The organism is Chitinimonas taiwanensis DSM 18899 (genome assembly GCF_900119825.1).
Classification (GTDB): Bacteria; Pseudomonadota; Gammaproteobacteria; order Burkholderiales; family Chitinimonadaceae; genus Chitinimonas; species Chitinimonas taiwanensis.
In genome coordinates this window covers 76,158-100,077 of sequence record NZ_FPKR01000008.1, presented here as the reverse complement: position 1 = coordinate 100,077, position 23,920 = coordinate 76,158, and the positions used below count along the sequence as shown (strand labels likewise).

Below are 23,920 nucleotides of genomic sequence, written 5' to 3'. Positions count from 1 at the left end.
CTGACCTGTATTGCTGATGGAGACCCCGTTCTTATGATGACTTTGTACTCAGGCACTTCCTGCCCCTTCAGCCACCGCTGCCGTATTGTCCTGTTCGAAAAGGGCATGGACTTCCAGATCGTTGACGTGGACATCCACAACAAGCCCGAAGATCTGGCCGTGATGAACCCGTACAACGAAGTGCCGGTGCTGGTCGAGCGAGATCTGGTGCTGTACGAGTCGAACATCATCAATGAATACATCGATGAGCGTTTCCCGCACCCGCAGCTGATGCCGGCCGACCCGATCATGCGCGGCCGTGCCCGTCTGATGTTGTTCAACTTCGAGCGCGAGCTGTTCGTGCATGTGAAGACGTTGGAAACCAGCGGCACCAGCAAGAAAGATATGGAGAAGGCGCGCAACACGATTCGCGACAATCTGGGCCAGATCGCCCCGATCTTCTCCAAGCAGAAGTTCATGCTGGGTGACGAGTTCTCCATGCTGGATGTGGCGATTGCCCCGCTGCTGTGGCGCCTTGAGCACTACGGCGTGGAAGTGAGCAAGCCGATGGCGCCTATCCTCAAGTACGCCGAGCGCCTGTTCGCCCGTCCGGCTTTCATCGATTCGATGACGCCGAACGAAAAGGCCATGCGCAAGTAAGCCCGTCCAGCCGGCTGCTTGCGCGGTCGGCAGCGGCCACCTGCTTGTTCACCTTCCCACTTTCTTTGCGTAAAGCGTATGAACTCTGCCCCGATCAAGCCTTACCTGATGCGCGCCATTCACGAATGGTGCTCCGACCATGGCCACACGCCTTACTTGGTCGCGGCCGTGAAAGGCAAGATGCAGGTGCCGATGGAGTTCGTGAAGAACGGCGAGATCGTGCTCAATATCAGCTACAATGCCACGCGCAATCTGCAGCTTGGCGATGACTATGTGCGCTTCTCGGCCCGCTTTGGTGGCGTGTCGCGCGACATCATTGTGCCGATTGGTGCGGTGGTATCGCTGTTCTCGCGCGAGACGGGCGAGGGCATGGCCTGGGAGCCCGAGTTTGCCGAGGGGGGGGGGTCGGAGGGCGAGCGTGGTGGCCTGCGTGCCGTGTCGCTGGAGCCGGTGGCCTCTGAAGTCGTGGATGCGCCCGAATCGGCACCCGAGCCGGTCGCCGCGCAAGCTGAGCCTGAGGATGAGCCGCCCGTGCCGCCAGCGGCCGGTCGTAGCCATCTGCGCGTGATCAAGTAGCGCGCAGATCGCCAGCATGCAAAACGGCACCCTCGGGTGCCGTTTTGTTTGGCCGTCTGCAGCTTACGCTGCCGTGCCGTCCTCAGTCGGGGCGCTTGCTGTGCGTGGCTTGCGCTGCAGCACTGCGGCAAAGAAGCCGTCGCAACCCTGGGCTTGCGGGCTCAGTTGCAGATAGTCACCGGTATTGAGTGCCACGCGCTGCTCGGCCAGCACGGTATGGGCGGGCAGCAACTCGAAGTCCGGGTGGCTGGCCAGGAAAGCTTCCACAATCCCCTGGTTCTCGCGTGGCAGGATGGAGCAGGTTGCATAGACCAGACGGCCGCCCGGCTTCACCAGGCGCGAGGCGGAGGCGAGGATGGCGGCCTGCTTCACATTCAACTCATCGACCGATTGCGCGCTCTGGCGGAACTTCAGATCAGGGTTGCGGCGCAGGGTGCCCAGGCCCGAGCACGGTGCATCGACCAGCACCCGGTCCAGCTTGCCGGCCAGGCGTTTGACCCGCGCGTCGTTCTCGCTCTCGATGCGCTGTGGCTGCACATTCGACAGGCCCGAGCGGGCCAGACGCGGCTTCAGATTGGCCAAGCGCTTCTCGGACACATCGAAGGCGTACAGGCGGCCGCTGGACGCCATCAGCATGCCAAGCAGCAAGGTCTTGCCACCGGCGCCGGCACAGAAGTCGGCCACCATCTCGCCGCGCTTAGGCGCGACCAAGAGGCCGAGCAGCTGGCTGCCTTCGTCCTGCACCTCGATGGCGCCTTCGTTGAATAGCGTGTGCTTGTTCACGGCAGGCCGACCTTCTAGGCGCAGGCCGAAGGGTGAATAGGGTGTTTCACTGGCTGTCAGGCCCAGGGCAGCCAGTTCGCGCTGGACGGCCTCGCGCTTCATCTTCTGGGTATTCACGCGCAGATCGAGCGGCGCGGGCTGGGCCAGCGACTGGCCCAGGGCCAGCACGGCTTCATCCGACATACCGCTCGCTTGCAGCTCGCTGGCTACCCACTCGGGCAACTCGGCGCGCTCGGCCAGGGTCAGTGTTTCCAGCTTGAAAGCCTTGACGCTGGCCAGGAAGGCACGCTCGTCCTCGCGCGATACGATGGGTTCGAACTCGCGCAGATTGCGTCCGCCGCGGATCAGCCAGGCCAGCAGCATGCGGCGCGGCGAATTGTCGCTGCCGCAGATGCGGTCGAGCACGAATTTCTGGCGCAGCACGCCAAATACCGCCTCGGCGATAAAGGCGCGGTTCTGGCTGCCCAGCTTGGGGTTTTCGCGGAAGTAGCGCGACAGCACGGCGTCGGCGGGCGCGCCAAAAGACAGCGCGGCGCGCAGTGCGTCGAGGGCGGCGTGGAAAGCGTCTTGATTAAGCGGTGGCATTTACGGGTCCAGTTGGTATTCGATGTTCTTAGCGACAAGCTGCAACTCGCCCTTGTCGTCGTGGCGGATGATTTTCACCGGCAGATTGCCCAGTGCTGGCGCGAGCCAGATTTCAGTCGATTCCTCGCCCTCCGGGGCAATCCACACTCGTGCGGGTTGCGATTTGCCCATCAGGGTCAGCTTGCTCTGCGGGCCTTCGGCAAACTTGTCCTGGCGCAGCTTGCGCCCGGTCATGATCTGCATGCTGGGCACTGGCTTGCCGGCCAGCCAGCTGAGCTGGAAGGGCAGCGCATTCAGGTCCTGGGCGCCGGGGGCCAGCTTGCCGGTCTGCTGCGCTTCGCTGCGCCCGTAGCTGACTTCCAGCTTGTTCCAGTCAAAGCGCGCGCGCGTCTTGGGCTGGCTATTGCTGCCGCGATATTCGGCATATTCCTGCGGCCGCAGGCCCTGCTCGGTCAGACTGCCGCTGCTCTGGTAGCGGATGCGCGGGCCGAGTATGGGCTTGAGCTCGGTGCTCAGCTGGTATTGGCCGGCACGGATGCTCCAGCGCTGGACCGCTTCCCCAACCGGCAGGCCACCCAGGCGCGCCTGGTAGACGATGGTGGCCTGGGCCGGCAAGGGGGCGGCCTGCGCAGACAAGGTCATGGCCAGGGCCAGCAGGGTGATCGACTTCAGCATGCGCAACTCCTGTGTTCAATCATAGCCGCCAGTCTGCCCGGCGCCGCCTGAGCGTGCGCTGAACCCGGTTTGAGGCGGCGGCGCATCAGCGGTCTCGCTGCAGGCGCTGCGGCTGGGCCAGCACCAGCTCACCATCAATGCGGATTTGCTGGGCGCGCAGATCGATGACACGGTCGCCATCGCTCATGCGGATGCGGACGGGCAGATTGTGCCAACCGGGCGCCAGATAAAACTCGAAGCGACGTTGCTTATGGCTACCGGCCAGCACCAGCGTGGTCACGCTTTGATTGGACAGCTTGAGCTCGGTTTCGCCCTTGAGTTCAAACGGCACCTGGTAGCTGTGCCGCCCGCTCAGCACCTGCATGGTGAAGCTAGGTAGCTGGTCGCCCTGCAGGGCGAACTGGTAAGCGGCGGAAAACATATCCTGCGCGCCGTCTTCGAGCGCCAGCTCGGTCTGCTTGCCTGGCTCGCCCAGGCGCACCGTCTTGCTGCCCCAGTCGAACTGCGCCTGCGAAGTCGGCTGAGGACGGTTATCCCGCTTGTCGCTGAACAGCGCCGGGCGCAGTCCATAGCGGCCGATCTCACCCACACTGCGCAGCTCACGTTCCTCGAGCTTGATGCGCGTACTGATCTCATAGTGCTTGCCCTTGGCGCGCCAGCGATGTTCGGCCTCGACAATGCCGAAGGCCACATAGTCGATGTCCACGCTGCGCGGAAAGCGCGTATCGACCTCGGGTCGGGCCGGCGCGGTTTCGCTGCTCGGTTCGGTAGCTGCAGGAGCGGGGGCTGCCTCGCTGCTGGCTTGGTTGTCCAGCAGCTGAGCCAGCGCGGCGGCCTCGTCTAGCGGTGCGTCCTCGGCCAGTGGCGATTGAGCGGCTGCGCCCAGCTGCGCGCCAGCGGGCGCGGTGTTGCGGCGCTTGGGGCTGGGGTGGCCCAATTGCACGCTTAGCACCCCATCGGGTAGGCGGTCCGCGCTGTGCTGCTCGTCCAGCGCCTGCGCCTTCAGGGCCAGACTGGTCGCCTTGGCCGGCCCTTCATCCTCGATGCGCTCAGCCAGCCACCACTGCCAGGCGCTATCGCCAAAACCAATCAGCAGATGCAGCAGCAGGGAGAAAGACAGCGCCCAGAACAGGCGACCGGCGAAACGCGGCATCGTGGGCGGTTCAGTCCTGGATCTGCACGCGCAGGCCGTTGATCTGCAGCTTGCCGGCGACAAAGGCGGCCACCACGGCCGGGTAGATGCGATGTTCTTCCTGCACCACGCGGGCGGCCAGGCTGTCCGGCGTGTCGTTATCCAGCACGGGCACGGCAGCTTGAGCGGCGATCGGGCCGTGGTCCAGTTCGGCAGTCACGAAGTGGACGGTACAGCCGGCCAGCTTGCAGCCCGCCTCGATGGCGCGCTGATGCGTGTGCAGGCCAGGGAAGGCCGGCAGCAGCGAGGGATGGATATTCAGCATGCGCCCCGCGTAATGGCGCGTGAAGGCCGGGGTCAGGATGCGCATGAAGCCGGCCAGCACGACCAGATCGGGCTGGAAGGCATCGATAGCGGCCTGCATGGCGGCATCGAAGTCCTCGCGGCTTGCGTATTGCTTGTGGTCGAGCGCCAGTGTGGCGATGCCCCGTGCCTTGGCCCAGGCCAAGCCGGCGGCATCCGGGCGGTTGGAGATCACGGCGGCGATCTGCGCGCCAGCAATCCGGGCTTCAACAATCGCCTGCATATTCGAGCCGCGGCCCGAAATCAGGATCACGATCTGCTTCACAACATTCTGCTCCTGGGCACCTGGCCCGGCTTGGAAATTACAAAGGACACGAAGCGGTCAGCTCCGTGTCCTTTGCGGGGCAGGCTGAAACTCAGGCGACCTGGGTCTGGTGTTCGTCGCCGACGCGGGCGCGGATGCTGCCCAGCGTGTAGACGGTCTCGCCTTCGGCGCGCAGCAGTGCGGTAGCGGCTTCGGCGTGCTCGGCCGCTACGATCACCACCATGCCCACACCGCAGTTGAAGGTGCGGTACATCTCCTGCGCGGCCACATTGCCTTCTGCCTGCAGCCATTGGAACAGCTTGGGCAGCTGCCAGGACTTGGCATCGATCTGCGCCACGACGTTGTCGGGCAGCACGCGCGGCACATTCTCGGTGATGCCGCCGCCAGTGATATGGGCCATGCCCTTCACGGTGAGGGTTTCCATCAGCTTGAGCATGGGCTTCACGTAGAGGCGGGTCGGCGCCATCACCACATCGGCCAGCGAGCGGCCTTCCTCGAAGGCAGCGTTATAGTCGGCATTGGTCAGATGCAGAATCTTGCGGATCAGCGAGTAACCGTTCGAATGCGCGCCATTCGAGGCGAGGCCTAGCACCACGTCGCCGGCCACGATGCTGTCGCCGGTGATGATCTTGCTCTTTTCCACCACGCCAACCGCGAAGCCGGCCAGATCGTATTCACCGGCCGGATACATGCCGGGCATCTCGGCGGTTTCGCCGCCGATCAACGCGCAACCGGAGTCCTCACAACCCTTGGCGATGCCCTTGATCACCTCGGTGGCGCTGGTCACATCGAGCTTGCCGCAGGCGAAGTAGTCAAGGAAGAACAGCGGCTCGGCACCCTGCACCAGGATGTCGTTCACGCTCATGGCCACCAGGTCGATGCCTACCGTGTCGTGACGGTTCAGCTCGAAAGCGAGCTTGAGTTTGGTGCCCACGCCATCGGTGCCCGAGACCAGCACCGGCTCCTTGAACTTCTTGCTGATTTCCACCAGGCCGCCGAAGCCGCCGATGCCGGACAGGACTTCGGGACGCATGGTGCGCTTGGCAAACGGTTTGATGTTTTCGACCAGCTGATCGCCGGCGTCGATATCTACACCGGCGTCGCGGTAGGAAAGGCTTTGGCGCGGGGTTTGGGTCATGGTGCCAACTCTTGGTATGGAAAGCAGCGCTGAGGCGCTGGCGATGCGGTTACAATGCGGCGCTTGAACCTGATCCGGCTGGCTTGTGGCCAGGCGGAAAACCGTAAGCACCGGAATTCGCGCGCATTTTACCCGAAATGAAACGCTATCGCCCGAACAAAGCCCGCTGGATGCAGTATTGGCCGCTCGCCCTTGCCGTGCTGGGCCTGGCGCTGCTGTATCTGCTCGCGCCGGTGCTGACTCCCTTTGTCACCGCCGCTGTGCTGGCCTATATCCTCGAGCCCCTGGTGGCCAAGCTGTGCCGCCGCGGTTGCTCGCCCGCCTTTGCCACCAGCCTGGTGCTGCTGGCAGCCACCCTGCTGCTGATTGCGCTGGTGCTGGTCATCGTGCCGCTCTTCGTACAGCAGCTAACGGCGCTGGCCGGCTATTTGCCTGCCTTGCTGACCTGGTTACGCGATTCGGCCGGCCCCTGGCTGAATGAGCGCTTTGGCCTGCAGCTGGTGCTGGATGTCGACTACGCCAAGACCTGGCTGACCGAGCATGGCGAGCAGGCTGGCAAGCTGGTGCAGGCGCTGCTGCCCTCACTCACTTCGGGTGGCTTGGCGCTGATCGCCCTGGTGGGCAATCTGGTGCTGATTCCGCTTGTGCTGTTCTATTTCCTGCGCGATTGGGACGATCTGCTCGCCCGCTTGGCGGTGCTAATTCCGCGCCGCTGGCTGGGTAAGGTGGACGAGCTGGTGCGCGAATCGGATGCGGTGCTCGGCCAGTTCCTGCGCGGCCAGCTGTCGGTGATCGTGATCATGGCGCTGTTCTACAGCATCGGCCTGTGGATGACCGGCCTGAAGTCGGCGCTGCCGATCGGTATCGTGGCTGGCCTCTTGGTATTCATTCCCTATCTGGGCGTCATTGTTGGCGTACTACTGGCCAGTCTGGCGGCGCTGTTGCAGTTCCAGTCGCTGGGCGGCCTCTTGCCGGTCTGGGGGGTGTTCCTGCTAGGCCAGTTGATCGAAGGTTTCTATGTAACGCCGCGCCTGGTTGGCGAGCGTATTGGCCTGCATCCGGTCGCCGTCGTGTTTGCGCTGATGGCCTTTGGTCAGCTGTTCGGCTTTGTCGGTGTGCTGCTGGCCCTGCCGCTGGCCGCCATGCTGCTGGTTGGCCTGCGCCATCTGAAACGTCACTATCTCGATAGCGCGCTCTATCGCAAAAGCGCATGAAGCAGCTGGCCCTCGATCTGCAACTGCCCGAGTCCTTCGATTTCGACGATTTCCTGATCGGCCCGAATCTGGAGGCTTTCCTGGCGCTGAAGGCGGCGGCTGAGCGCGAGGCCAGCGATAGCTGCATCTATCTATGGGGCGCGCAGGCGGTCGGTAAATCGCACCTGCTGCATGCCACCATCAGCCGTGCGGCCAGTCTGGGTCTGTTTGCCCGTTACTGGGATGCGGCGCAGAGCGCGCTGGATGAGAGTGCACATGGTTATGAGCTGCTGGCAGTCGACCATGTGGACGCGCTGGATGCCGACGGTCAGATCGTCTTGTTCGGCCTGATCAATGCGCAGCGCGAAGCAGGCCGCGTCATCGTCAGCGCCGGCAGCTTGCCGCCCGCGCAGATGCCGGTGCGGGAAGACCTGAGTACGCGGCTCGGTTGGGGCCTGGTATTCGAGATCGGCGAGCCGGCCGACGAGGACAAGGCCATTCTGCTGCGCCATCGTGCCCGCGCGCGCGGCTGCGATATTGATGAGTCGGTCTGCCGCTGGCTGGTCACCCACCAGAGTCGCGACCTTGGCTCCTTGACGGCCTTGCTCGACCGGCTGGACCGGGCTGCGCTGGCCGCGAGCCGACCGCTGACCTTGCCCTTTGTGCGCGAAACCCTGCAAGCCGGCGAATAGCGCCGGGCGGGTATCGCGATAATAAAAACGGCCGCATAGCGGCCGTTTCTTTTTGGGGGAGCGGGCTGGGGCGGGCGCTAGGCGATATCGCCCTGGAAGGACACGCGCTCGAAGTCCTGGCCGCGATCGACCAGCTGCTCGAGCCGGGCTTTCTTGATCTGCCCCTCGATATGCACCTCAATGATCTTGCCGGCCTTGAACCAACCCGTGGGCAGCAAGAGGCTGGCCGTGGTATTGAGCGCCGGCATGGCCGGCAGCAGCAGTGCCTGCGAGAAGCGGCTGCTGAAGCTGTTCACCCCGGTGGTGCGCACGGCTACCGCGCGCGGCTACCGCGCGCGGCATGCCGGTCAGGAGGCGCACGCCGATAATGATCTCGCCATTCGCACCTTCTTCCAGCCAGCGCACGCTGCCGGTCACGATAGGTTGCTCGGGGCGCGGGCGTACCGCCACCAGCTGACCGTGCGACAGCCGACCACCTGGCACGCTGCGCTGCAGGCGGAAGCCCATCGCGCTTTCGTTCTCCATCGCCCATTGCTCCAGCTCGGGCACCGGCTCCAATTCCTTGAATACACCGGTATTGCTCAGATGCTGGGCCTGGCCGCCGAATAACTGAAAGTCGGCAATCGCGCGCCCGCGTATCTCGTGCTTTTCTTCCGGCTGCGTGAAGTGGCTGCCGCTGATGGCCATATGCGCGGCATTCAGCCCCAGGGCCACCATGGCTGGCGCCGCGTCGCCGCGCGCCTGGCGGCGTGGCATGCCTCTTTCCTGCGGCGTATCGCACCATTCCTGGAACAGGCCGACCAGAAAGCCCTCGGCCGTGCTGGCTGCGTACTCTTCACCCAGGCCCAGCTGGACTGGCGATTCACCGGCACGCAGGTATTTGATGCGCTTCTTGATGCGCTTGCCGACCGGATCGATATCGATATAGCGCCAGCTGACACCGACCGGAATCGGGTCATAGCGCTTGAGCTCGCCCGGATGTTCGAAGTCCAGCGCCAGCGCGCCGCGCTCGGCCGGGTGGGGCGGTTCGACCAGCAGGGAGGTCTGGTTCGACCAGCGATCGAGCAGGCGGTCGGTCCACAGAATCTGCCGCACCGACATGCCGCTTGGATTGGCACCCGCCAGCAGCACGCCTTGCAGGAAGCTGGCCATGCAGGACGACAGCTCGGTCTGCTTGTTCAGGCTGTCCTTGACGATCTTGCTGGCCACGCCGGCATCGGCGGCGATCTGGTACAGCGCATTCAAGTCGGCCCAGCGTTCGTTCGGCACGGTGCGGTAGGCGAGATGATGTTCGCGGATGGCCAGCGCTGCGTAGCGGATCGCGCGTTGGCCGATCAGTGCGCAGTGTTCGGCCACGGTGACATCCTGCTTGAGCGCGGCCTGCCAGCAATGCCGGTAGGCGAGGCTCATCGCGCTCCATAGCTGCACATTCGACAGCCAGACCGTGTCTTCATTGAGCGAGAGCGGGAAGGGCTTACCGAAGTAACGCTTGGCGTTTTCTTCCTGCAGCATGCTGACCGGCTCGCGCAGCAGCTCGAGCATCTTAAGCCGTTCGATCGGCAGCACGGGCGAGACATTCAGGCGCGCCAGCGCATCCAGCACCTCGCCATGGGCCTGGCGCACATTGATCATCGGTACCAGCTTGAGCCAGTCCTTGAATCCGCGCGCATCGGCAAATTCCAGTGCCTGCTCGAGGTTGAATGGGGGTAATTCCAGGGCGTGCACGTGCTACTCCTTGGCAAAGGACTCCAGCATCAAAAGCTTGGATGCCAGCGCGGCCTTGAGCCAATTCAAATCGGTGATGCGGGATGCGCTTTCGCGCACCGGCGTGGCCCAGATCGGGGCCGGGAAATGCGGGTCGTCCTGCCAGCGCGGGATGATGTGCCAGTGCAGATGCGGCACCACATTCCCGAGGCTGGCCAGATTGATCTTGTGCGGTTTCAGCTCCGCGCGCAGGACTTCTTCCACCGCCCAGACGGCATTCATCAGCCCCATGCGTTCCTCCGGGCTCAGCTCGGTCATTTCGGCCTGGTGCTGGTTCAGGATCACGCGGCAAAAGCCCGGATAACCGGCTTCATTGACCAGCACAACGCGATAGAGCGCGGATTGCCAGATCAGTTCGCCGCCGGCTTCGGCGCATAGCGGGCAGGTGGGGCTAGTCATGGGTGGCTTTGTTGGCTGAGTATTACATTGGCATTGTGGCGGCAGCGGCCGCTTTACTCAAGCCTTGCCGACCGAGGGGGCGCTGCAGCGCCACAAATAACAACGCCCCGCTTGTGCCGGGGCGTTGTGGATGCTGTCTCGACCGGATGGATCGGAGCAGCTCCCGCAGGGTAGGGGAGGGAACCCTACGGGAAATTTGTCTTGCCAGGATGATAGCCGAGAAGTGCGCCGCCGACAGCCCCATCTTGCAGACTGTCGCGCGGCGCCACGCACCTTACAGCAGTACGCGCTCGATGCCGCCGTTGCGGGCGGTTTCCACATACTCGGGCAGCCAGTTTTCGCCCAGTACCTTGCGCGCCATTTCCACCACGATGTAGTCGGCGGTCGTGCCGGCGTCGTCGTCGTAGCGGCTCAGACCCTGCAGGCAGCTCGGGCAGGAGGTGAGGATCTTGACCTGGTCCTGCGTGCCGGCGCGCGCCTTGTCGGCGCCCTTGCGCATTTCCTCTTCCTTGCGAAAGCGCACCTGGGTCGATACATCCGGGCGGGTAGCAGCCAGGGTGCCGCTTTCGCCGCAGCAGCGCTCGTTCAGGTCCACCTGCTGGCCCATCAGCTCATTGGCCAGCTTGATCGGGCTCATGGTCTTGATCGGCGTATGGCAGGGGTCGTGGTACATATAACGCGTACCTGCGACGCCATTGAGCTTCACGCCCTTCTCGAGCAGGTATTCGTGGATGTCCAGCAGCCGGCAGCCAGGGAAGATCTGCTCGAACTGGTATTTCTGCAGCTGATCCATGCACGTGCCGCAGGACACGATCACCGTCTTGATATCGAGATAGTTGAGCGTATTGGCCAGGCGGTGGAACAGTACACGGTTCTCGGTGGTGATCTGGTCGCCCTTGTCCTTGAAGCCGGACGAGGTTTGCGGATAGCCGCAGCAAAGATAGCCGGGCGGCAGTACCGTGGTGGTGCCCACATGCCAGAGCATGGCCTGGGTGGCCAGCCCGACCTGCGAGAACAGGCGCTCCGAGCCGCAACCTGGGAAGTAGAACACCGACTCGGCATCCTCGGCGGCCAGCTTGGGGTTGCGGATCACCGGGATGATCTCGGCGTCTTCCACGTCCAACAGCGCACGCGCAGTCTTCTTGGGCAGATTGCCCGGCATCTTTTTATTGATGAAGTGGATGATCTGCGTCTTCACCGTCGGCTTGCCCACGGTGGAAGGTGGTGCGGCGGTCTGCGCCTTGGCCGCCACCTTCAGCACATCGTGACCTAGGCGTTGCAGCTTGTAGCCGATGCCCATCATGCCGGTACGCAGGGTCTTGATGGTGGTCGGGTCCTTGGCGGTCAGGAAGGCCATGGCCGCGGCGGTGCCCGGGTTGAACTTGCGCTGCCCGGCCTTGCGCAGGAAGTTGCGCATGGCAATCGTCACATCGCCGAAGTCGATCTTGACCGGGCAGGGGTTCACGCATTTGTGGCAGACCGTGCAGTGGTCGGCTACATCGCCCAGTTCCTCGAAGTGCTTGAAGCTCACGCCACGGCGGGTCTGCTCCTCGTACAGGAAGGCCTCGGTCAACAGGCCAACGCCGAGGATCTTGTTGCGCGGCGAATAGAGCAAATTGGCGCGCGGCACATGGGTCGCGCACACCGGCTTGCATTTGCCGCAGCGCAGGCAGTCCTTGATGCTGTCCGAGATGGCGCCCAGATCGCTCTGTTCGAGGATTAGCGACTCGGCGCCCAAGAGGCCGAAGGACGGCGTGTAGGCATTGCGCAGATCGGCGCCCTGCAAGAGCTTGCCCTTGTTGAAGTGGCCCGCGGGGTCGACGCGCTGCTTATAGGCGCGGAAGGGGCCGATCTCGTCCTCAGTCAGGAATTCCAGCTTGGTGATGCCGATGCCGTGTTCGCCCGAGATTACCCCGTTCAGGCCGCGCGCCAGCGCCATGATGCGCGCCACGGCCTGGTGGGCCGTCTGCAGCATCGCGTAGTCATCCGAGTTGACCGGCAGATTGGTGTGCACATTGCCGTCGCCGGCGTGCATATGCAGGGCCACGAAGACCCGACCCTTCAGCGTCTTCTGGTGAATCGCACGCACCGCCTCGCGGATAGGCGCATCGGCCGCGCCGGAGAACAGCGCATCCAGATCGGCCAGCAGCTCGCGTTTCCAAGAGATGCGTAGCGCGAAATCGCGCAGCGCATGGAACACCGACTGGGGCGGATCGATATCGCTGGCCGGTTCGAGCGGCGCATCCGGGTAGTTGCTGGTGTATTGCTCGAAAGCATCGTCGAGATGATGGAGCAGCCAGGCCCAGCGCTGCTGGACCGCGGCGATGGCGGCGAGCGCGGCTTCGCGTCGGTCGCCGATCAACTCTTCGTGGCTGATACCCTGGTCCTCGTTGTCCAGCAACAGGCGGCCTTCACGGAAGAAGGTGTGCAGGCGCTCGAGCAGCTGCAGCTTGTTCTGGGTGGACAGCTCGATATTGATGCGCTCGATGCCGTCCGAGTAATCGCCGAGGCGCGGCAGTGGAATCACCACGTCCTCGTTGATCTTGAAGGCATTGGTGTGGCGTGCGATCGCGGCGGTACGGCTGCGGTCGAGCCAGAACTTCTTGCGTGCCTCGGCGGTGACGGCGATAAAGCCCTCGCCATGGCGCGCATTGGCAATGCGCACCACTTGCGAGGCGGCTTCGCCGACCGCGTTTTCATCGTCCGAGACGATGTCTGCCAGCAGCACCATCTTCGGGCGGCCCTTGGACTTGGCCTTGGTCGCGTAGCCCACCGCGCGCACATAGCGCCAGTCCAGGTGTTCGAGACCAGCCAGCAGCACGCCGGGCTTGGCATCCAGATAATTCTTGATCTCGACAATGGCCGGCGTGGCCTGGGCGACGGTGCCGAAAAACTCCAGGCAGACCGTGCGGCTGTGCGCAGGCAGGCGATGCAGGATGAAGCGCGCCGAGGTGATGATGCCGTCGGTGCCCTCCTTCTGCACGCCGGGCAGGCCGGCCAGGAATTTGTCGGTGACATCTTTACCGAGGCCGACCTTGCGGAAGGCTGGGCCGGGGATGTTCAGCGTCTGTTCCGAGATCAGCGTCTTGCCATCCGGCTGCAGCTTGCGCACCTGGAAGGTGGCCAGCTCGGCATCGTGGATCTTGCTGCGGTTGTGGTTGATGCGCTCGATGAATAGCCAGTTGCCGTCCGGGTCGACCATCTTCCAGGACGCGAGGTTGTCGAGCGCCGTGCCCCACAGCACGGCCTTCTTGCCTCCGGCATTCATGGCCACATTGCCGCCGATGCAGCTGGCTTCGGCTGAGGTCGGGTCGACGGCGAACACGAGGCCCTCGGCTTCGGCCGCTTCCATCACCCGCTTGGTTACCACGCCGGCGCCGCAGTTGATGGTGGCGACCTGGCCATCCACGCCGGGCAGGTTCAGGTATTCCACCCCGTGGTGGCGGTCGAGCTTTTCAGTATTGATAACCGCCGACATGGGGGTGAGCGGCACGGCACCGCCGGTGTAACCGGTGCCACCGCCGCGCGGAATGATGGTCAGATCGAGTTCGATACAGGCCTTCACCAGGCCAGCCATCTCGTCTTCGGAATCCGGATTCAGCACCACGAATGGGTATTCGACGCGCCAGTCGGTGGCATCGGTCACGTGCGAGACGCGCGCCAAGCCATCGAAGCAGATATTGTCCTTGCGGGTCAGCCCCTGCATGCGCTTGAGCACGCGCTTACGCAGCTCGGCGGTTTGCGGGAAGAAGCGCTCGAAGGCGTCGACGGCGGCGCGCGCGCGCGCCAGCAGCTCGTCCACCTGGGCATTGTCGCCGCGACGCTTTTCCACCTCGCCCAGGCGGTGGCGCATGGCGCCAACCAGGGCCGACAGGCGCTCCGGATTGTCGAGCAGATCGTCCTGCAGATAGGGGTTGCGCTGCACCACCCAGATATCGCCGAGCACTTCGAACAGCATGCGGGCGGAACGGCCGGTCTTGCGCTCGGCGCGCAGGGTATTCAGCACCTGCCAACTGTCTTCGCCCAGCAGGCGCATGACAATTTCGCGGTCGGAAAACGAGGTGTAGTTATAGGGTATTTCGCGCAGGCGAGGCGTATCTGCCATGGTGGCGGGCATCCAGAAACGGCTGAGATCGGGGGCATTGATTCTAGCCGATTTGTTGCGCCGCATCGAACGCTACAACGACAATTTCTTGGCTTGTGGTGTGGATAAAACCTTATATAAAACAGGGTTTTATGCTTATTCCATTGACGTAAGCGTTAGTCGCAGGTCTGGCGAGGCATGTGGCGGCACATCGGGCTGGGGTCGCCCGGCGCGCATACGCCGCTGACATCGTTGTGCTTGAGCAGGCGCTGCAAATGCTTGAAGCCACGCCCCTGCACATAGAAGCCGAAGCCATCGTTGAGCGACCAGCGCACGCCACCGCCGGTCGAGTCGCCACCGGCCCGGTTCAGGCATAGCCCGCTATCGCTGTCATACAGGCGTGCCTGCTGCTCGAGCTGGCGTGCCAGCAGCTCTTTTTCCAGCTCGGCCGGATCGCTGCGCAGGCTGGCGCGCGGGCCGGCTTGCGGTGCCACATAGCTGCGGAAGATAGGCGAGATGACCTGGGCGGGGACCTTTTCTTGCATGCCATATGGCAGATCGAGCGCCAGCGGCGCCGCTGGCGCGCTCGGGGGCACGGGCGGCGTGCCGGCCAGACTGCAGGCACACAGGATGGAGCTGACGATGCAGCGCAACATGATCAATGCTCGCCGAACAAGGGGTGCGGCAAGATAAGCCGGGGTTACCGATTTGCCAAGCCACTCCACTTGGAGTGGCCGGCTCGGCACAGGTTCAGCCTAGAAACAGCTTATAGGCGGGGTTGTCGCGCTCGTCGGTGTAGTCGTAGCCGAGCTCGGCCAGAAAGGTCTGCAGCTTGCTTTCATCCTGTGGCGGCACCTGCATGCCGACCAGTACCCGGCCAAAATCGGCGCCGTGGTTGCGGTAGTGGAACAGGCTGATATTCCAGCCGCGCCCCATATGGTTGAGGAAGTTGAGCAGGGCGCCCGGCTTTTCCGGGAACTCGAAACGATAGACGAGCTCATGCTCGACCTGGGGGGCGCGCCCGCCAACCAGATGGCGGATATGCAGCTTGGCCATCTCGTTGTCGGTCAGGTCGAGCGCCTTCAGACCGGCCGCATTCAGTTGGGCGACCAGGGCGGAGGCTTCCTGGCGGGTGCTGATCTTCACCCCGACGAAGATATGCGCCTCTTGTGGGTCGGCGGCGCGGTAGTTGAATTCGGTGATGGCACGATTGCCCAGTTGCTCGCAAAACGCGCGGAAGCTGCCCGGCTGCTCGGGTATGGTCACCGCCAGGATGGCCTCGCGCGCTTCGCCGATCTCGGCCCGCTCGCTCACATGGCGCAGGCGATCGAAATTCATATTGGCGCCGCTGGCGATGGCGATCAGCGTCTGATCACGGCAGCCTTCACGCGCCGCCCAGGCCTTCAGGCCGGCCAGCGCCAAGGCGCCGCTCGGTTCCAGAATCGAGCGGGTGTCCTCGAACACATCCTTGATCGCTGCGCACATCGCATCGGTATCGACTAGGATGATCTCGTCCAGATACTGGCGGCACAGGCGGAAGGTTTCCTCGCCGACCTGCTTGACCGCCACGCCATCGGCGAACAGGCCGACATGCTCGAGCACCACCCGTTCGCCCGCTTCGATCGAACGCTTCATGGCCGCGCTGTCGATGGGTTCCACGCCGATCACGCGGATCTCCGGGCGCAGGCGTTTCACATAGGCGGCCAGGCCAGCCGCCAGGCCGCCACCGCCGATCGGTACGAAGATGGCGTGGATGGCATCCGGGTGCTGGCGCAGGATCTCCATACCCACCGTGCCCTGGCCGGCGATCACTTCCGGGTCATCGAACGGCGACACATAGGTGCCGCCCGTCTGTTCGACCAGCTGCATCGCGTGCGCATAGGCATCGCTGAAGGAGTCGCCATGCAGCACCACTTCGGCGCCACGGCGCTTCACGCCGTTGATCTTGATGCTGGGGGTGGTGACAGGCATGACAATGGTGGCATGGCAGCCGAGCTTCTGCGCCGACATGGCCACGCCTTGTGCATGGTTGCCGGCCGAGGCGGTGATCACACCCTTGTCGCGCGCCGCCTGGCTCAGGCTGGCCAACTTGTTGTAGGCGCCGCGCAGCTTGTAGGTGAACACCGGCTGCATGTCCTCGCGCTTGATCAGTACCCGGTTGCCAATCCGCTCGGCCAGATTGGGCATGGCGTCGAGATGGGTTTCCACCGCCACATCGTAGACGCGGGCGGTGAGGATACGTTCGAGATAGTCAGGCGTGGACATGATGCGGGGCTTGGGCTGGAAGACGGCCGGTAAACCTAGCAGGATTCCGGCGCGCGGGCGAGTTGCCGCGCGCGTCAGCCGGCCGTTCAGCCCTTGCTGCGCGCGGACCAGCCGATCAGGGCCACGCCGAGCAGGATGATGCTCATGCCGGCCAGCAGCGGCCAGCTGACCGTTTCGCCGGCCAGTAGCCAGCCAAGGAAGAGCGCCACCACCGGGTTCACATAGCTGGAGCTGGTGGCCAGGGCAGGACGCGCATTGCGCAAGAGCCAGACAAAGGCCGAGTAGGCGATCACCGAGCCAAACAGCACCAGATAGAGCAGGGCGGCGATTGCGCCGGCCGTGGGCGCGGCAGGAAAGCGCTCGCCCCCCAACAGGGCCAGCGGCAGGGAAATCAGCCCGCCCGCCAGCATCTGGATGGTGGAAGACATGCTGCCCTGGGGTAGATCCAGGCGCGGGATCAGTACCGAGGCGAGCGCCCAGGCTAGGCAGGCAATGATCATCAGCATCACCCCATGCGGGTCGCTTGCCAGACGTGCATCCAGATTCATCAGCACGATGCCGAGCAGGCCGAGGCCGATGCCGCACCATTCAAGCGCGCGCGCGCGGCTGCCCATCATCTGGCTGAGCAGCACGGTCAAGAGCGGCGTGGCGGCCACGATCAGCGCGGTGGCGCCCGAGTCCAGCGTCTGCTCGGCCACGCAGGTCAGGCCATTACCGACGGTCAGCATCAGAAAGCCGATCAGGCTGGCATTGCGTACCTGGCGCCAGCTGGGCCAGGTGCTGCGCTGCCAGATCAGCCAGGCCAGCAAGAGGCCGCCGGCCAGCAGATAGCGCGTGCCGGACAATACATAGGGCGGAAAGCTGATCAGGGCGAACTTGATGGCCAGATAGGTCGAGCCCCACACCAGCCAGGTGGCGGCAAGGCAGAGCGGCAGCAGGAGAGCGGGGTGTTTTGACAGCATAGCCAGCGAGATTAGCATGCAGCCCCCTGCCCAAGCCGCGCCAAGCCGGATATAAAGTCGCCATGCCCGATACCCCGCAATCCGCTCCCGACGCCTTCTGGCGCTCCGCCAAGATCTTCAATCTGTTCCGCGCCACTATGGTGGCCGCGCTGGCGGTGGCTAACTGGTCGCTGGAAAAAGGCCTGTCCTTCGAACTGCAGGACCGGGTCAGCATCAGCTGGGTATCGATCTCTTATCTGGGTCTGATTGCGCTTTACACCGTCTGCCTGCGCCTGCGCTGGCCCAACTTCCGCCTGCTGCTCAGCGTACAGGTAGGCAGCGATATCCTGTTCATCGTCGGCCTTATGCATATCAGCGGCGGCTTCCAGTCCGGCATTGCCCTGCTGCTCTTGCCCTATCTGGCGGCTGCCGGGCTGATCAGCCGCGGGCGCACCACCCTGTTCCATGCCGCCATGGCCAGCATCGCCCTGCTCGCTCAGCAGGGTTATCTGATGGTATTCGATAGCGCCAAGAGCTCGGACTGGTTCCAGGTCAGCATGGTGTCGATCGCCTGTTTCGCCACCGCCTGGCTCGCGCACCGGCTGGCCAGCTATGCGACCGAGTCGGAACGGCTGGCGGCCAGACGTGGTAATGAGCTGGCCAATATGGCGCAGATCAACCGCCTGGTGATCCAGGACGTGTCGGACGGCGTGCTGGTCATCGACGAGCTGGGCGTGGTACGCCAGTTCAATCAGCAGGCCGAACGTCTACTCGGGGTGGGCATGGTGGCCGGGCGCACCAAGCTGAGCGAGTTCTCGCCGGCCCTGTCGCGGGCGCTGAATGGCTGGCGCGAAGGCGATTCCACGCTGGCGCCCGACCCGAACAACAGCAACCAGCGCGTGCGGCCGCGCTTCATGCCGGTGCAGGTAGGCAGTTCGGCCACCGGTACGGTGATTTTTCTGGAAGACATCGAACGCCTGCGCCGCGAGGCGCAGCAGATCAAGTTGGCGGCGCTGGGGCGGCTGACGGCCAATATCGCCCACGAGATCCGCAACCCGCTCTCGGCCATCGGCCATGCCGCCCAGCTCCTGGCCGAGGATGCCAGCGATGCGGCCAGCAAGCGCATGACCCAGATCATCATCGACAACACCAAGCGGCTCGACCGCATGGTGCGCGAGGTGCTCGACTTGAACCGGCGCGACCGTGCTGAGCCGGTGGATATTCGCCTGTATGAATGGCTTGAGCGCTTTGTGGCCGAGTTCCGCGCCACCGAAGGCATCGCGGCCGAGATCGCCCTCGATTGCCCGCAGGGCGCCATCGCCCGCTTCGACGAGGGACAGTTGCACCAGGTGGTGTGGAATCTGTGTCGCAATGGCTGGCGCTATTGCTCGCAGCAGGATGGCGCGCTGAGCCTGAAAGTGGCGCCGCTCGGCGATGCTTGGGCGCTGCAGGTGCGCGATGATGGGGCCGGCGTGCCGCTTGAGGATGTGGGTAAGCTGTTCGAGCCCTTCTTCACCACCGATAGCAAGGGCACGGGTTTAGGCCTGTATATTGCGCGAGAGATTTGCGCCGGAAATGACAGCGTGCTGGAATACGTGCCTGTTTCACTCGGTGCCTGCTTTCGCATCACCTTTTCCGGTCGCCCCGCATGAGCAAGAAAAACTCCAAGCCCGCCCGCGTTCTCGTCGTCGACGATGAGCCGCACCTGCGCGAACTGCTCGAACTGACCCTGCTCAAGATGGGCCTGGATGTCGAGCTGGCCGATGGTGTGGCCGCCGCCGTGGCGCGTCTCGATCAGGGAGGCATCGATCTTTGCCTGACCGATATGCGCATGCAGGACGGCAATGGTCTCGATGTGGTGCGCCATATCGACACCCAGGGCTACGATATTCCGGTTGCGGTAATCACTGCCTATGGCAGCCTGGACAATGCGGTCGAGGCCTTGAAGGCCGGCGCATTCGACTATCTGGCCAAGCCGGTATCGCTCGACCAGCTGCGCACCCTGGTGCGCTCGGCGCTGAATCTGGACAAGCCGGCCAGCGCGGCGCGCGCCGTGCCCGGTACTGACAAGGTCTTCATCGGCGAATCGCCGGCCATTCGCGAGGCGCTGGCCCTGATCGACAAGCTGGCCAAGAGCCAGGCGCCGGTCTACATCACCGGCGAGTCGGGTAGCGGCAAGGAGCGCGCGGCACGGCTGATCCACGGCCAGTCGCTGCGTGCCGAGCAGCCCTTTGTGCCGGTCAACTGCGGTGCGATCCCCGAAAACCTGATGGAGAGCGAGTTCTTCGGCTACAAGAAGGGCGCGTTCACCGGGGCCGATGGCGAGCGCGATGGCTTCTTCCAGGCGGCCGATGGCGGCACGCTGTTTCTGGACGAGGTGGCCGATCTGCCCTTGGCCATGCAGGTCAAGCTGCTGCGCGTGATTCAGGAAAAGAAGGTGCGCAAGATCGGCGAGACGCGCGAGGAGGCAGTCGATGTGCGCATCATCTGCGCGACCCACCAGGACCTGGCCAAATGCGTGGAAGAGGGGCGTTTCCGCCAGGATCTCTATTACCGTCTGAATGTGATCGAGCTGCGCATGCCCTCGCTGCGCGATATGCGCGACGATATTCCGGTCATTGCCCATGGCGTGCTGGCGCGCCTAGCGAGCCAGAATGGCATGGACGAGCCGCGCCTGTCGCCCGATGCCCTGGCCGCGCTGACCGCTTACGACTTCGCCGGCAATGTGCGCGAGCTGGAAAACATCCTCGAACGTGCGTTGGCGCTCTGCGATGGCCGGGTCATCCAGCCGGATGATCTGCAGCTCAAGCGCATGGACGCGGAGGAAATGCCGGTCGACCGTGGCGAGATCGGTCTGCTGCAGGATTATCTGGACCGGGTCGAGAAGGAGGCCATCCTGTCCGCGCTGGACAAGACCCGTTTCAATCGCACCCAGGCGGCCAAATTGCTTGGCGTGACCTTCCGTTCCTTGCGTTACCGCATGGAGCGGCTCGGCATCAATTGAGCTGCCGGCAACGCGAAGCAAAAAGCCCCGCAGTGCGGGGCTTTTGTTTGGCTGCTGGCGGGTGGATCAGAACGCGAAGGTGATGAAGACGCCAGCGTGCGAGGCATCGACCTTCTCGTTCAGCCCCTGGATGCTGGCATTGCCCACGCTGGCACTCTTCAGCGTGTAGCTTTCGTCCACATAGCGGGCCGATAGCCAGGCCGAGGGGCTCAGCGCATAGCCGGCTTCCAGGATCAGCGCCGGGTCCGATTCCAGCGTGCCGCGTACGGTGGCGTAGCCATCCTGCTTCACATTGAACTTGGCCGAGCCGGACTTGCGCACCCCGGCGCCCAGACGCCAGTTCTCGATGCCGGTGTAGAAGAAGGTCAGCTCGATAGGCTGGCGATGGTAGCTGGTGCTGCCGTTTTCATAGCTGTCGCCGTCGGCGTGATAGTTGTAGGTCAGCTGTGCAGCCAGCGGCAGCGTGCCAGCCTGGGCCAGGATGCCGGCCCCTACCTGAAACAGGCCGCCAGCCTTGATCTTGTCCTTGCCATCATCGGTCTGCACGGTGCTGAGATTGTCACCGCCCATGGTCAGACCGCCGTGCACGACAAAGCGGATTTGCTGGGCATCGCTGCCCATGGTGTCGGCCAGGGCCGGGGCGGCCACGGCGAGCAGGCCGGCCAGGGACAGGGTACGGAATAGGGCGGTGCGCATGATCAGAATCCTTATAAATAATGGGGCCACAGCGCGCAGCCACACGAAGGCGGGCTGCGGAGGGCGGCGGATTATATCGATGTGCGCGCTTTACCCTACCTGAACGAGTGGGCGCTGTGGCCCTTGAACCACAACGCTTAGTGGCCGTAGCGGCGCAGGGCTTCCACGGCAAGGCCGGCGCCGATGCTGCCGAACAGATCACCTTCCACCGCACGCGCATTGGGCAACAAGGCGGCAATGCGCTGGCGCAGGAGCGGCACGCCGCTGGAGCCTCCGGTGAAGAACACCGTATCGATCTGATGTGCGCCGAGGTTGGCGTCCTGCAGCAGCTGGCTGACCGTGCCGGCCACGCCATCGACCAGATGGCTGACTGCGGCATCGAAATCGCTGCGCAGGATGTCGTGGCTGAGTCCGGCATGGATGCGGTCGAGCTGCAGGGTGACCTTTTCGCTCGACGAGAGGCCGATCTTGGCTTCCTCGGCGCGTAGCGCCAGCCAGTGGCCTTCGCGATGCTCGATCAGGCGCAAGAGGCGATCGAGCTTGTCCTGCTCGCGCGCGTCGCGGTACACCTCCTGCAGCTCCATCCAGATCTTGCGCGTGTAATTGAAATTGATGGTGTGCCAGGTAGCCAGATTGAAGTAATAGCTGGAAGGCACTTCCGAGTTATTGCGCAGGCGGGTCTTGTAGCCGAGCAGGGGCAGGATATTGCCCAGGCTCAGGTATTTGTCGAAGTCGGTCCCGCCGATATGGATGCCGCCATTGGCGAGCAGATCGTCGCGGCGCTCGACCAGGCCAGCCCGCTCGGGCGACAGGCGCACCAGCGAGAAGTCCGAGGTGCCGCCGCCGATATCCACGATCAGCACCAGCTCTTCTGCACGAATATCCTGCTCGTAATGAAAGGCCGCCGCGATCGGTTCGAACTGGAAGCTGATCTCCTTGAAACCCACTGCGCGGGCGGTCTCCTCCAGGGTGCGCTGCGCCTGCTGGTCGGCGGCCAGATTGTCGTCCACGAAATGCACGGGGCGGCCGAACACCGCGGTATCGAAGGCGCGCCCGGCGCTCCGTTCGGCACGTTGCTTGAGTTCGCCGATAAAGTGGGCGAGCAGCTCGCGAAACGGCAGCGCGCGGCCGAGCACCTCGGTCTGGCCATCGATCAGGCTGGAGCCGAGCAGGCTCTTCAGCGAACGCATCAGCCGGCCTTCATAGCCTTCCAGATAGTCGGACAGGCCGGCGCGGCCATAGCTGATGCTGTCTTCCTCGGCATTGAAAAACACCACCGAGGGCAGGGTGGGCTTGCCGTCTTCCAGGCTCAGCAGCGTCGACTGCCTTGGGCGCAGCCAGCCGGCGGTGGAATTGGACGTACCGAAATCGATACCACAGGCGCGCGCGTAGGGGGCGGGGGAAGACATCGAGCAACGCTCCGGCGAGGCAAAAGGGCGCGCGATGCTACGCAAGTCGCTGGGTAGTGTCTAGTGGAATCAGTGACTTGGCTGGTGTGGGGGGAGGGGGCGCTTAGGCGCTTGGGGCAGGCGGCACGCACAGCGGCGGCCCCGGTGTGCCGAGGCCGCGCGCTGTCTCAGGCGCCGCTGTATTCGTGCTGTTTGAAGTAGTCGCGGTAGACATCCATCAGCGCGTCCGGCTCGCCCACGCTCATACCCAGGTCGTGCAGCAGACCGTCGTTGATGCGATAAGCCCAGCCATGCACGGTCACGTTTTGGCCACGCGCCCAGGCATCCTGCACCACCGTGGTCTGGGTGGCATTGACCACCTGTTCGACCACGTTCAGCTCGCACAGCATGTCGGTACGCAATTCGGGCGGAAATTTGTCCAGCCAGCGGTCGTGCACGCGGCGGATGTCTTGGATATGGCGCAGCCAGTTGTCGGCCAGGCCCACGCGGGTGTCGTTGTAAGCAGCCTTTACGCCGCCGCAGCCATAGTGGCCGCAGACGATGATGTGCTTGACCTTGAGCACATCGACCGCGAACTGGATGGTGGACAGGCAGTTGAGGTCGGAGTGCACGATCAGATTGGCCACATTGCGGTGCACGAACACTTCGCCGGGCAAGAGGCCGATCAGCTCATTGGCCGGCACCCGGCTGTCCGCGCAGCCTATCCACATGTACTCGGGGTTCTGTTGATGGGAGAGCTGCTCGAAAAAGGTCGGCTCCTGCGCCTTGACCTCTTCCGACCAGCGCCGGTTGTTCGCGAACAGATTGTCCAGTTTATGGTTTTGCATGCGCCATCCTACGTGGTTTGGGTGCGCGCTCAGCCCGCTTGCGGGCGGTCGAGCGCGTGGGCGACCAGTGTTTCTAATGACACCAGTTCGAGTACATCTTCATGGGTCGAGGCCAGCCGGATCGCCGGTGCTTGGCCGGCCAGCAGGGCTTCCACCCAGCGGCCCGCACACAAGCACCAGAAATCACCGGGCTTGAGTCCGGCAAAGCCATATTCCGGGCGCGGCGTGCTCAGATCATTGCCCTGCGCGGCCGAGAAGCTCAGGAAGTCGGCGCTCATCTGCGCACAGACCGTGTGGCGGCCGGCATCGTCGGCGCTGGTATTGCAGCAACCATCGCGAAAGAAGCCGGTCAGCGGGCTCGTGCTGCAGCTGATCAGCGTCTGGCCCAGCACATTGACCGAGTCATACATGGGCGGGTCTCCCGCTGGCAAAGAAGCTGATTATCCGTGTTGCCCGCCCAGCTCGCCAAGAACTCAAACGTCTATCTGTG

22 protein-coding genes are annotated in these 23,920 nt (G+C 63.9%); 6 read left to right on the top strand and 16 right to left on the bottom strand.

The window, feature by feature from the left end; genetic code table 11:
* Positions 1–33: 33 nt before the first annotated feature.
* Both BT173_RS11150 and BT173_RS11145 read left to right on the top strand, forming a co-directional pair.
* Positions 34–639, top strand: coding sequence for a glutathione S-transferase N-terminal domain-containing protein (locus BT173_RS11150; RefSeq protein ID WP_072428734.1), 606 nt, complete (start codon positions 34–36; stop codon positions 637–639).
* A 78-nt stretch (positions 640–717) separates the two neighbouring features.
* A complete protein-coding gene (locus BT173_RS11145) occupies positions 718–1,215 on the top strand; it encodes a ClpXP protease specificity-enhancing factor (protein ID WP_072428733.1) in 498 nt (165 codons plus the stop codon).
* Between the two features lie 63 nt (positions 1,216–1,278).
* On the opposite strand, the gene BT173_RS11140 is transcribed toward BT173_RS11145, so the two are convergent.
* From BT173_RS11140 to purM, 5 genes are all read right to left on the bottom strand, one after another.
* A complete protein-coding gene (locus BT173_RS11140; RefSeq protein ID WP_072428732.1) occupies positions 1,279–2,583 on the bottom strand; it encodes an RsmB/NOP family class I SAM-dependent RNA methyltransferase in 1,305 nt (434 codons plus the stop codon).
* Entirely contained in the window at positions 2,584–3,258 is a 675-nt protein-coding gene (locus BT173_RS11135; RefSeq protein WP_072428731.1) for a DUF3108 domain-containing protein, read from the bottom strand.
* Between the two features lie 85 nt (positions 3,259–3,343).
* Entirely contained in the window at positions 3,344–4,411 is a 1,068-nt protein-coding gene (locus BT173_RS11130) for a DUF3108 domain-containing protein (RefSeq protein ID WP_072428730.1), read from the bottom strand.
* 10 nt (positions 4,412–4,421) lie between these two features.
* Entirely contained in the window at positions 4,422–5,018 is a 597-nt protein-coding gene (gene purN, locus BT173_RS11125; protein ID WP_072428729.1) for a phosphoribosylglycinamide formyltransferase, read from the bottom strand.
* Between the two features lie 91 nt (positions 5,019–5,109).
* The gene (purM, locus tag BT173_RS11120; protein ID WP_072428728.1) at positions 5,110–6,156 is read right to left on the bottom strand and encodes a phosphoribosylformylglycinamidine cyclo-ligase; all 1,047 of its coding nucleotides are present in this window, start codon (positions 6,154–6,156) and stop codon (positions 5,110–5,112) included.
* Positions 6,157–6,293: 137 nt separating this feature from the next.
* Between purM and BT173_RS11115 the strand changes: the two genes are divergently transcribed.
* A complete protein-coding gene (locus tag BT173_RS11115) occupies positions 6,294–7,370 on the top strand; it encodes an AI-2E family transporter (RefSeq protein ID WP_072428727.1) in 1,077 nt (358 codons plus the stop codon).
* A complete protein-coding gene (gene hda, locus BT173_RS11110) occupies positions 7,367–8,041 on the top strand; it encodes a DnaA regulatory inactivator Hda (protein WP_072428726.1) in 675 nt (224 codons plus the stop codon). The genes BT173_RS11115 and hda overlap by 4 nt, the downstream gene beginning before the upstream one ends.
* A gap of 77 nt (positions 8,042–8,118) precedes the next feature.
* On the opposite strand, the gene BT173_RS19645 is transcribed toward hda, so the two are convergent.
* From BT173_RS19645 to yedA, 7 genes are all read right to left on the bottom strand, one after another.
* Complete coding sequence (locus BT173_RS19645; RefSeq protein WP_505625215.1) at positions 8,119–8,298, bottom strand: cyclic-di-GMP receptor FimW-related protein; 180 nt, start codon at positions 8,296–8,298, stop codon at positions 8,119–8,121.
* Positions 8,219–9,766 (bottom strand): cyclic-di-GMP receptor FimW-related protein, encoded by a 1,548-nt coding sequence (locus BT173_RS11105; protein WP_072428725.1) that lies wholly within the window; start codon positions 9,764–9,766, stop codon positions 8,219–8,221. The genes BT173_RS19645 and BT173_RS11105 overlap by 80 nt, the downstream gene beginning before the upstream one ends.
* Positions 9,767–9,769: 3 nt before the next feature.
* Positions 9,770–10,204, bottom strand: a complete 435-nt coding sequence (locus BT173_RS11100) for an HIT family protein (RefSeq protein WP_072428724.1) — start codon at positions 10,202–10,204, stop codon at positions 9,770–9,772.
* Positions 10,205–10,478: 274 nt separating this feature from the next.
* On the bottom strand, positions 10,479–14,309 hold the full coding sequence (locus BT173_RS11095; protein WP_139256126.1) for a DUF3683 domain-containing protein: 3,831 nt from the start codon (positions 14,307–14,309) through the stop codon (positions 10,479–10,481).
* Positions 14,310–14,464: 155 nt separating this feature from the next.
* Positions 14,465–14,944 carry a hypothetical protein gene (locus BT173_RS11090; RefSeq protein ID WP_072428723.1) on the bottom strand — a complete coding sequence of 160 codons (480 nt, stop codon included), beginning with the start codon at positions 14,942–14,944 and terminating at the stop codon, positions 14,465–14,467.
* Positions 14,945–15,038: 94 nt separating this feature from the next.
* On the bottom strand, positions 15,039–16,553 hold the full coding sequence (gene ilvA / locus BT173_RS11085) for a threonine ammonia-lyase, biosynthetic (RefSeq protein ID WP_072428722.1): 1,515 nt from the start codon (positions 16,551–16,553) through the stop codon (positions 15,039–15,041).
* An 86-nt stretch (positions 16,554–16,639) separates the two neighbouring features.
* Positions 16,640–17,515, bottom strand: a complete 876-nt coding sequence (yedA, locus tag BT173_RS11080; protein WP_072428865.1) for a drug/metabolite exporter YedA — start codon at positions 17,513–17,515, stop codon at positions 16,640–16,642.
* A 62-nt stretch (positions 17,516–17,577) separates the two neighbouring features.
* Between yedA and BT173_RS11075 the strand changes: the two genes are divergently transcribed.
* Together BT173_RS11075 and BT173_RS11070 are read left to right on the top strand one after the other, a co-directional pair.
* Positions 17,578–19,146, top strand: coding sequence for a two-component system sensor histidine kinase NtrB (locus BT173_RS11075; RefSeq protein WP_072428721.1), 1,569 nt, complete (start codon positions 17,578–17,580; stop codon positions 19,144–19,146).
* Positions 19,143–20,498: a sigma-54-dependent transcriptional regulator gene (locus BT173_RS11070; RefSeq protein ID WP_072428720.1), complete on the top strand. Its 1,356-nt coding sequence runs from the start codon at positions 19,143–19,145 to the stop codon at positions 20,496–20,498. The genes BT173_RS11075 and BT173_RS11070 overlap by 4 nt, the downstream gene beginning before the upstream one ends.
* A 66-nt stretch (positions 20,499–20,564) precedes the next feature.
* Here BT173_RS11070 and BT173_RS11065 read toward each other — a convergent pair whose 3' ends face one another.
* From BT173_RS11065 to BT173_RS11050, 4 genes are all read right to left on the bottom strand, one after another.
* A complete protein-coding gene (locus tag BT173_RS11065; protein WP_072428719.1) occupies positions 20,565–21,194 on the bottom strand; it encodes a hypothetical protein in 630 nt (209 codons plus the stop codon).
* 137 nt (positions 21,195–21,331) lie between these two features.
* A complete protein-coding gene (locus BT173_RS11060; RefSeq protein WP_072428718.1) occupies positions 21,332–22,603 on the bottom strand; it encodes an Hsp70 family protein in 1,272 nt (423 codons plus the stop codon).
* Between the two features lie 167 nt (positions 22,604–22,770).
* The gene (gene can / locus BT173_RS11055) at positions 22,771–23,430 is read right to left on the bottom strand and encodes a carbonate dehydratase (protein WP_072428717.1); all 660 of its coding nucleotides are present in this window, start codon (positions 23,428–23,430) and stop codon (positions 22,771–22,773) included.
* 29 nt (positions 23,431–23,459) lie between these two features.
* The gene (locus tag BT173_RS11050; RefSeq protein ID WP_072428716.1) at positions 23,460–23,840 is read right to left on the bottom strand and encodes a DUF2237 family protein; all 381 of its coding nucleotides are present in this window, start codon (positions 23,838–23,840) and stop codon (positions 23,460–23,462) included.
* Positions 23,841–23,920 lie beyond the last annotated feature (80 nt).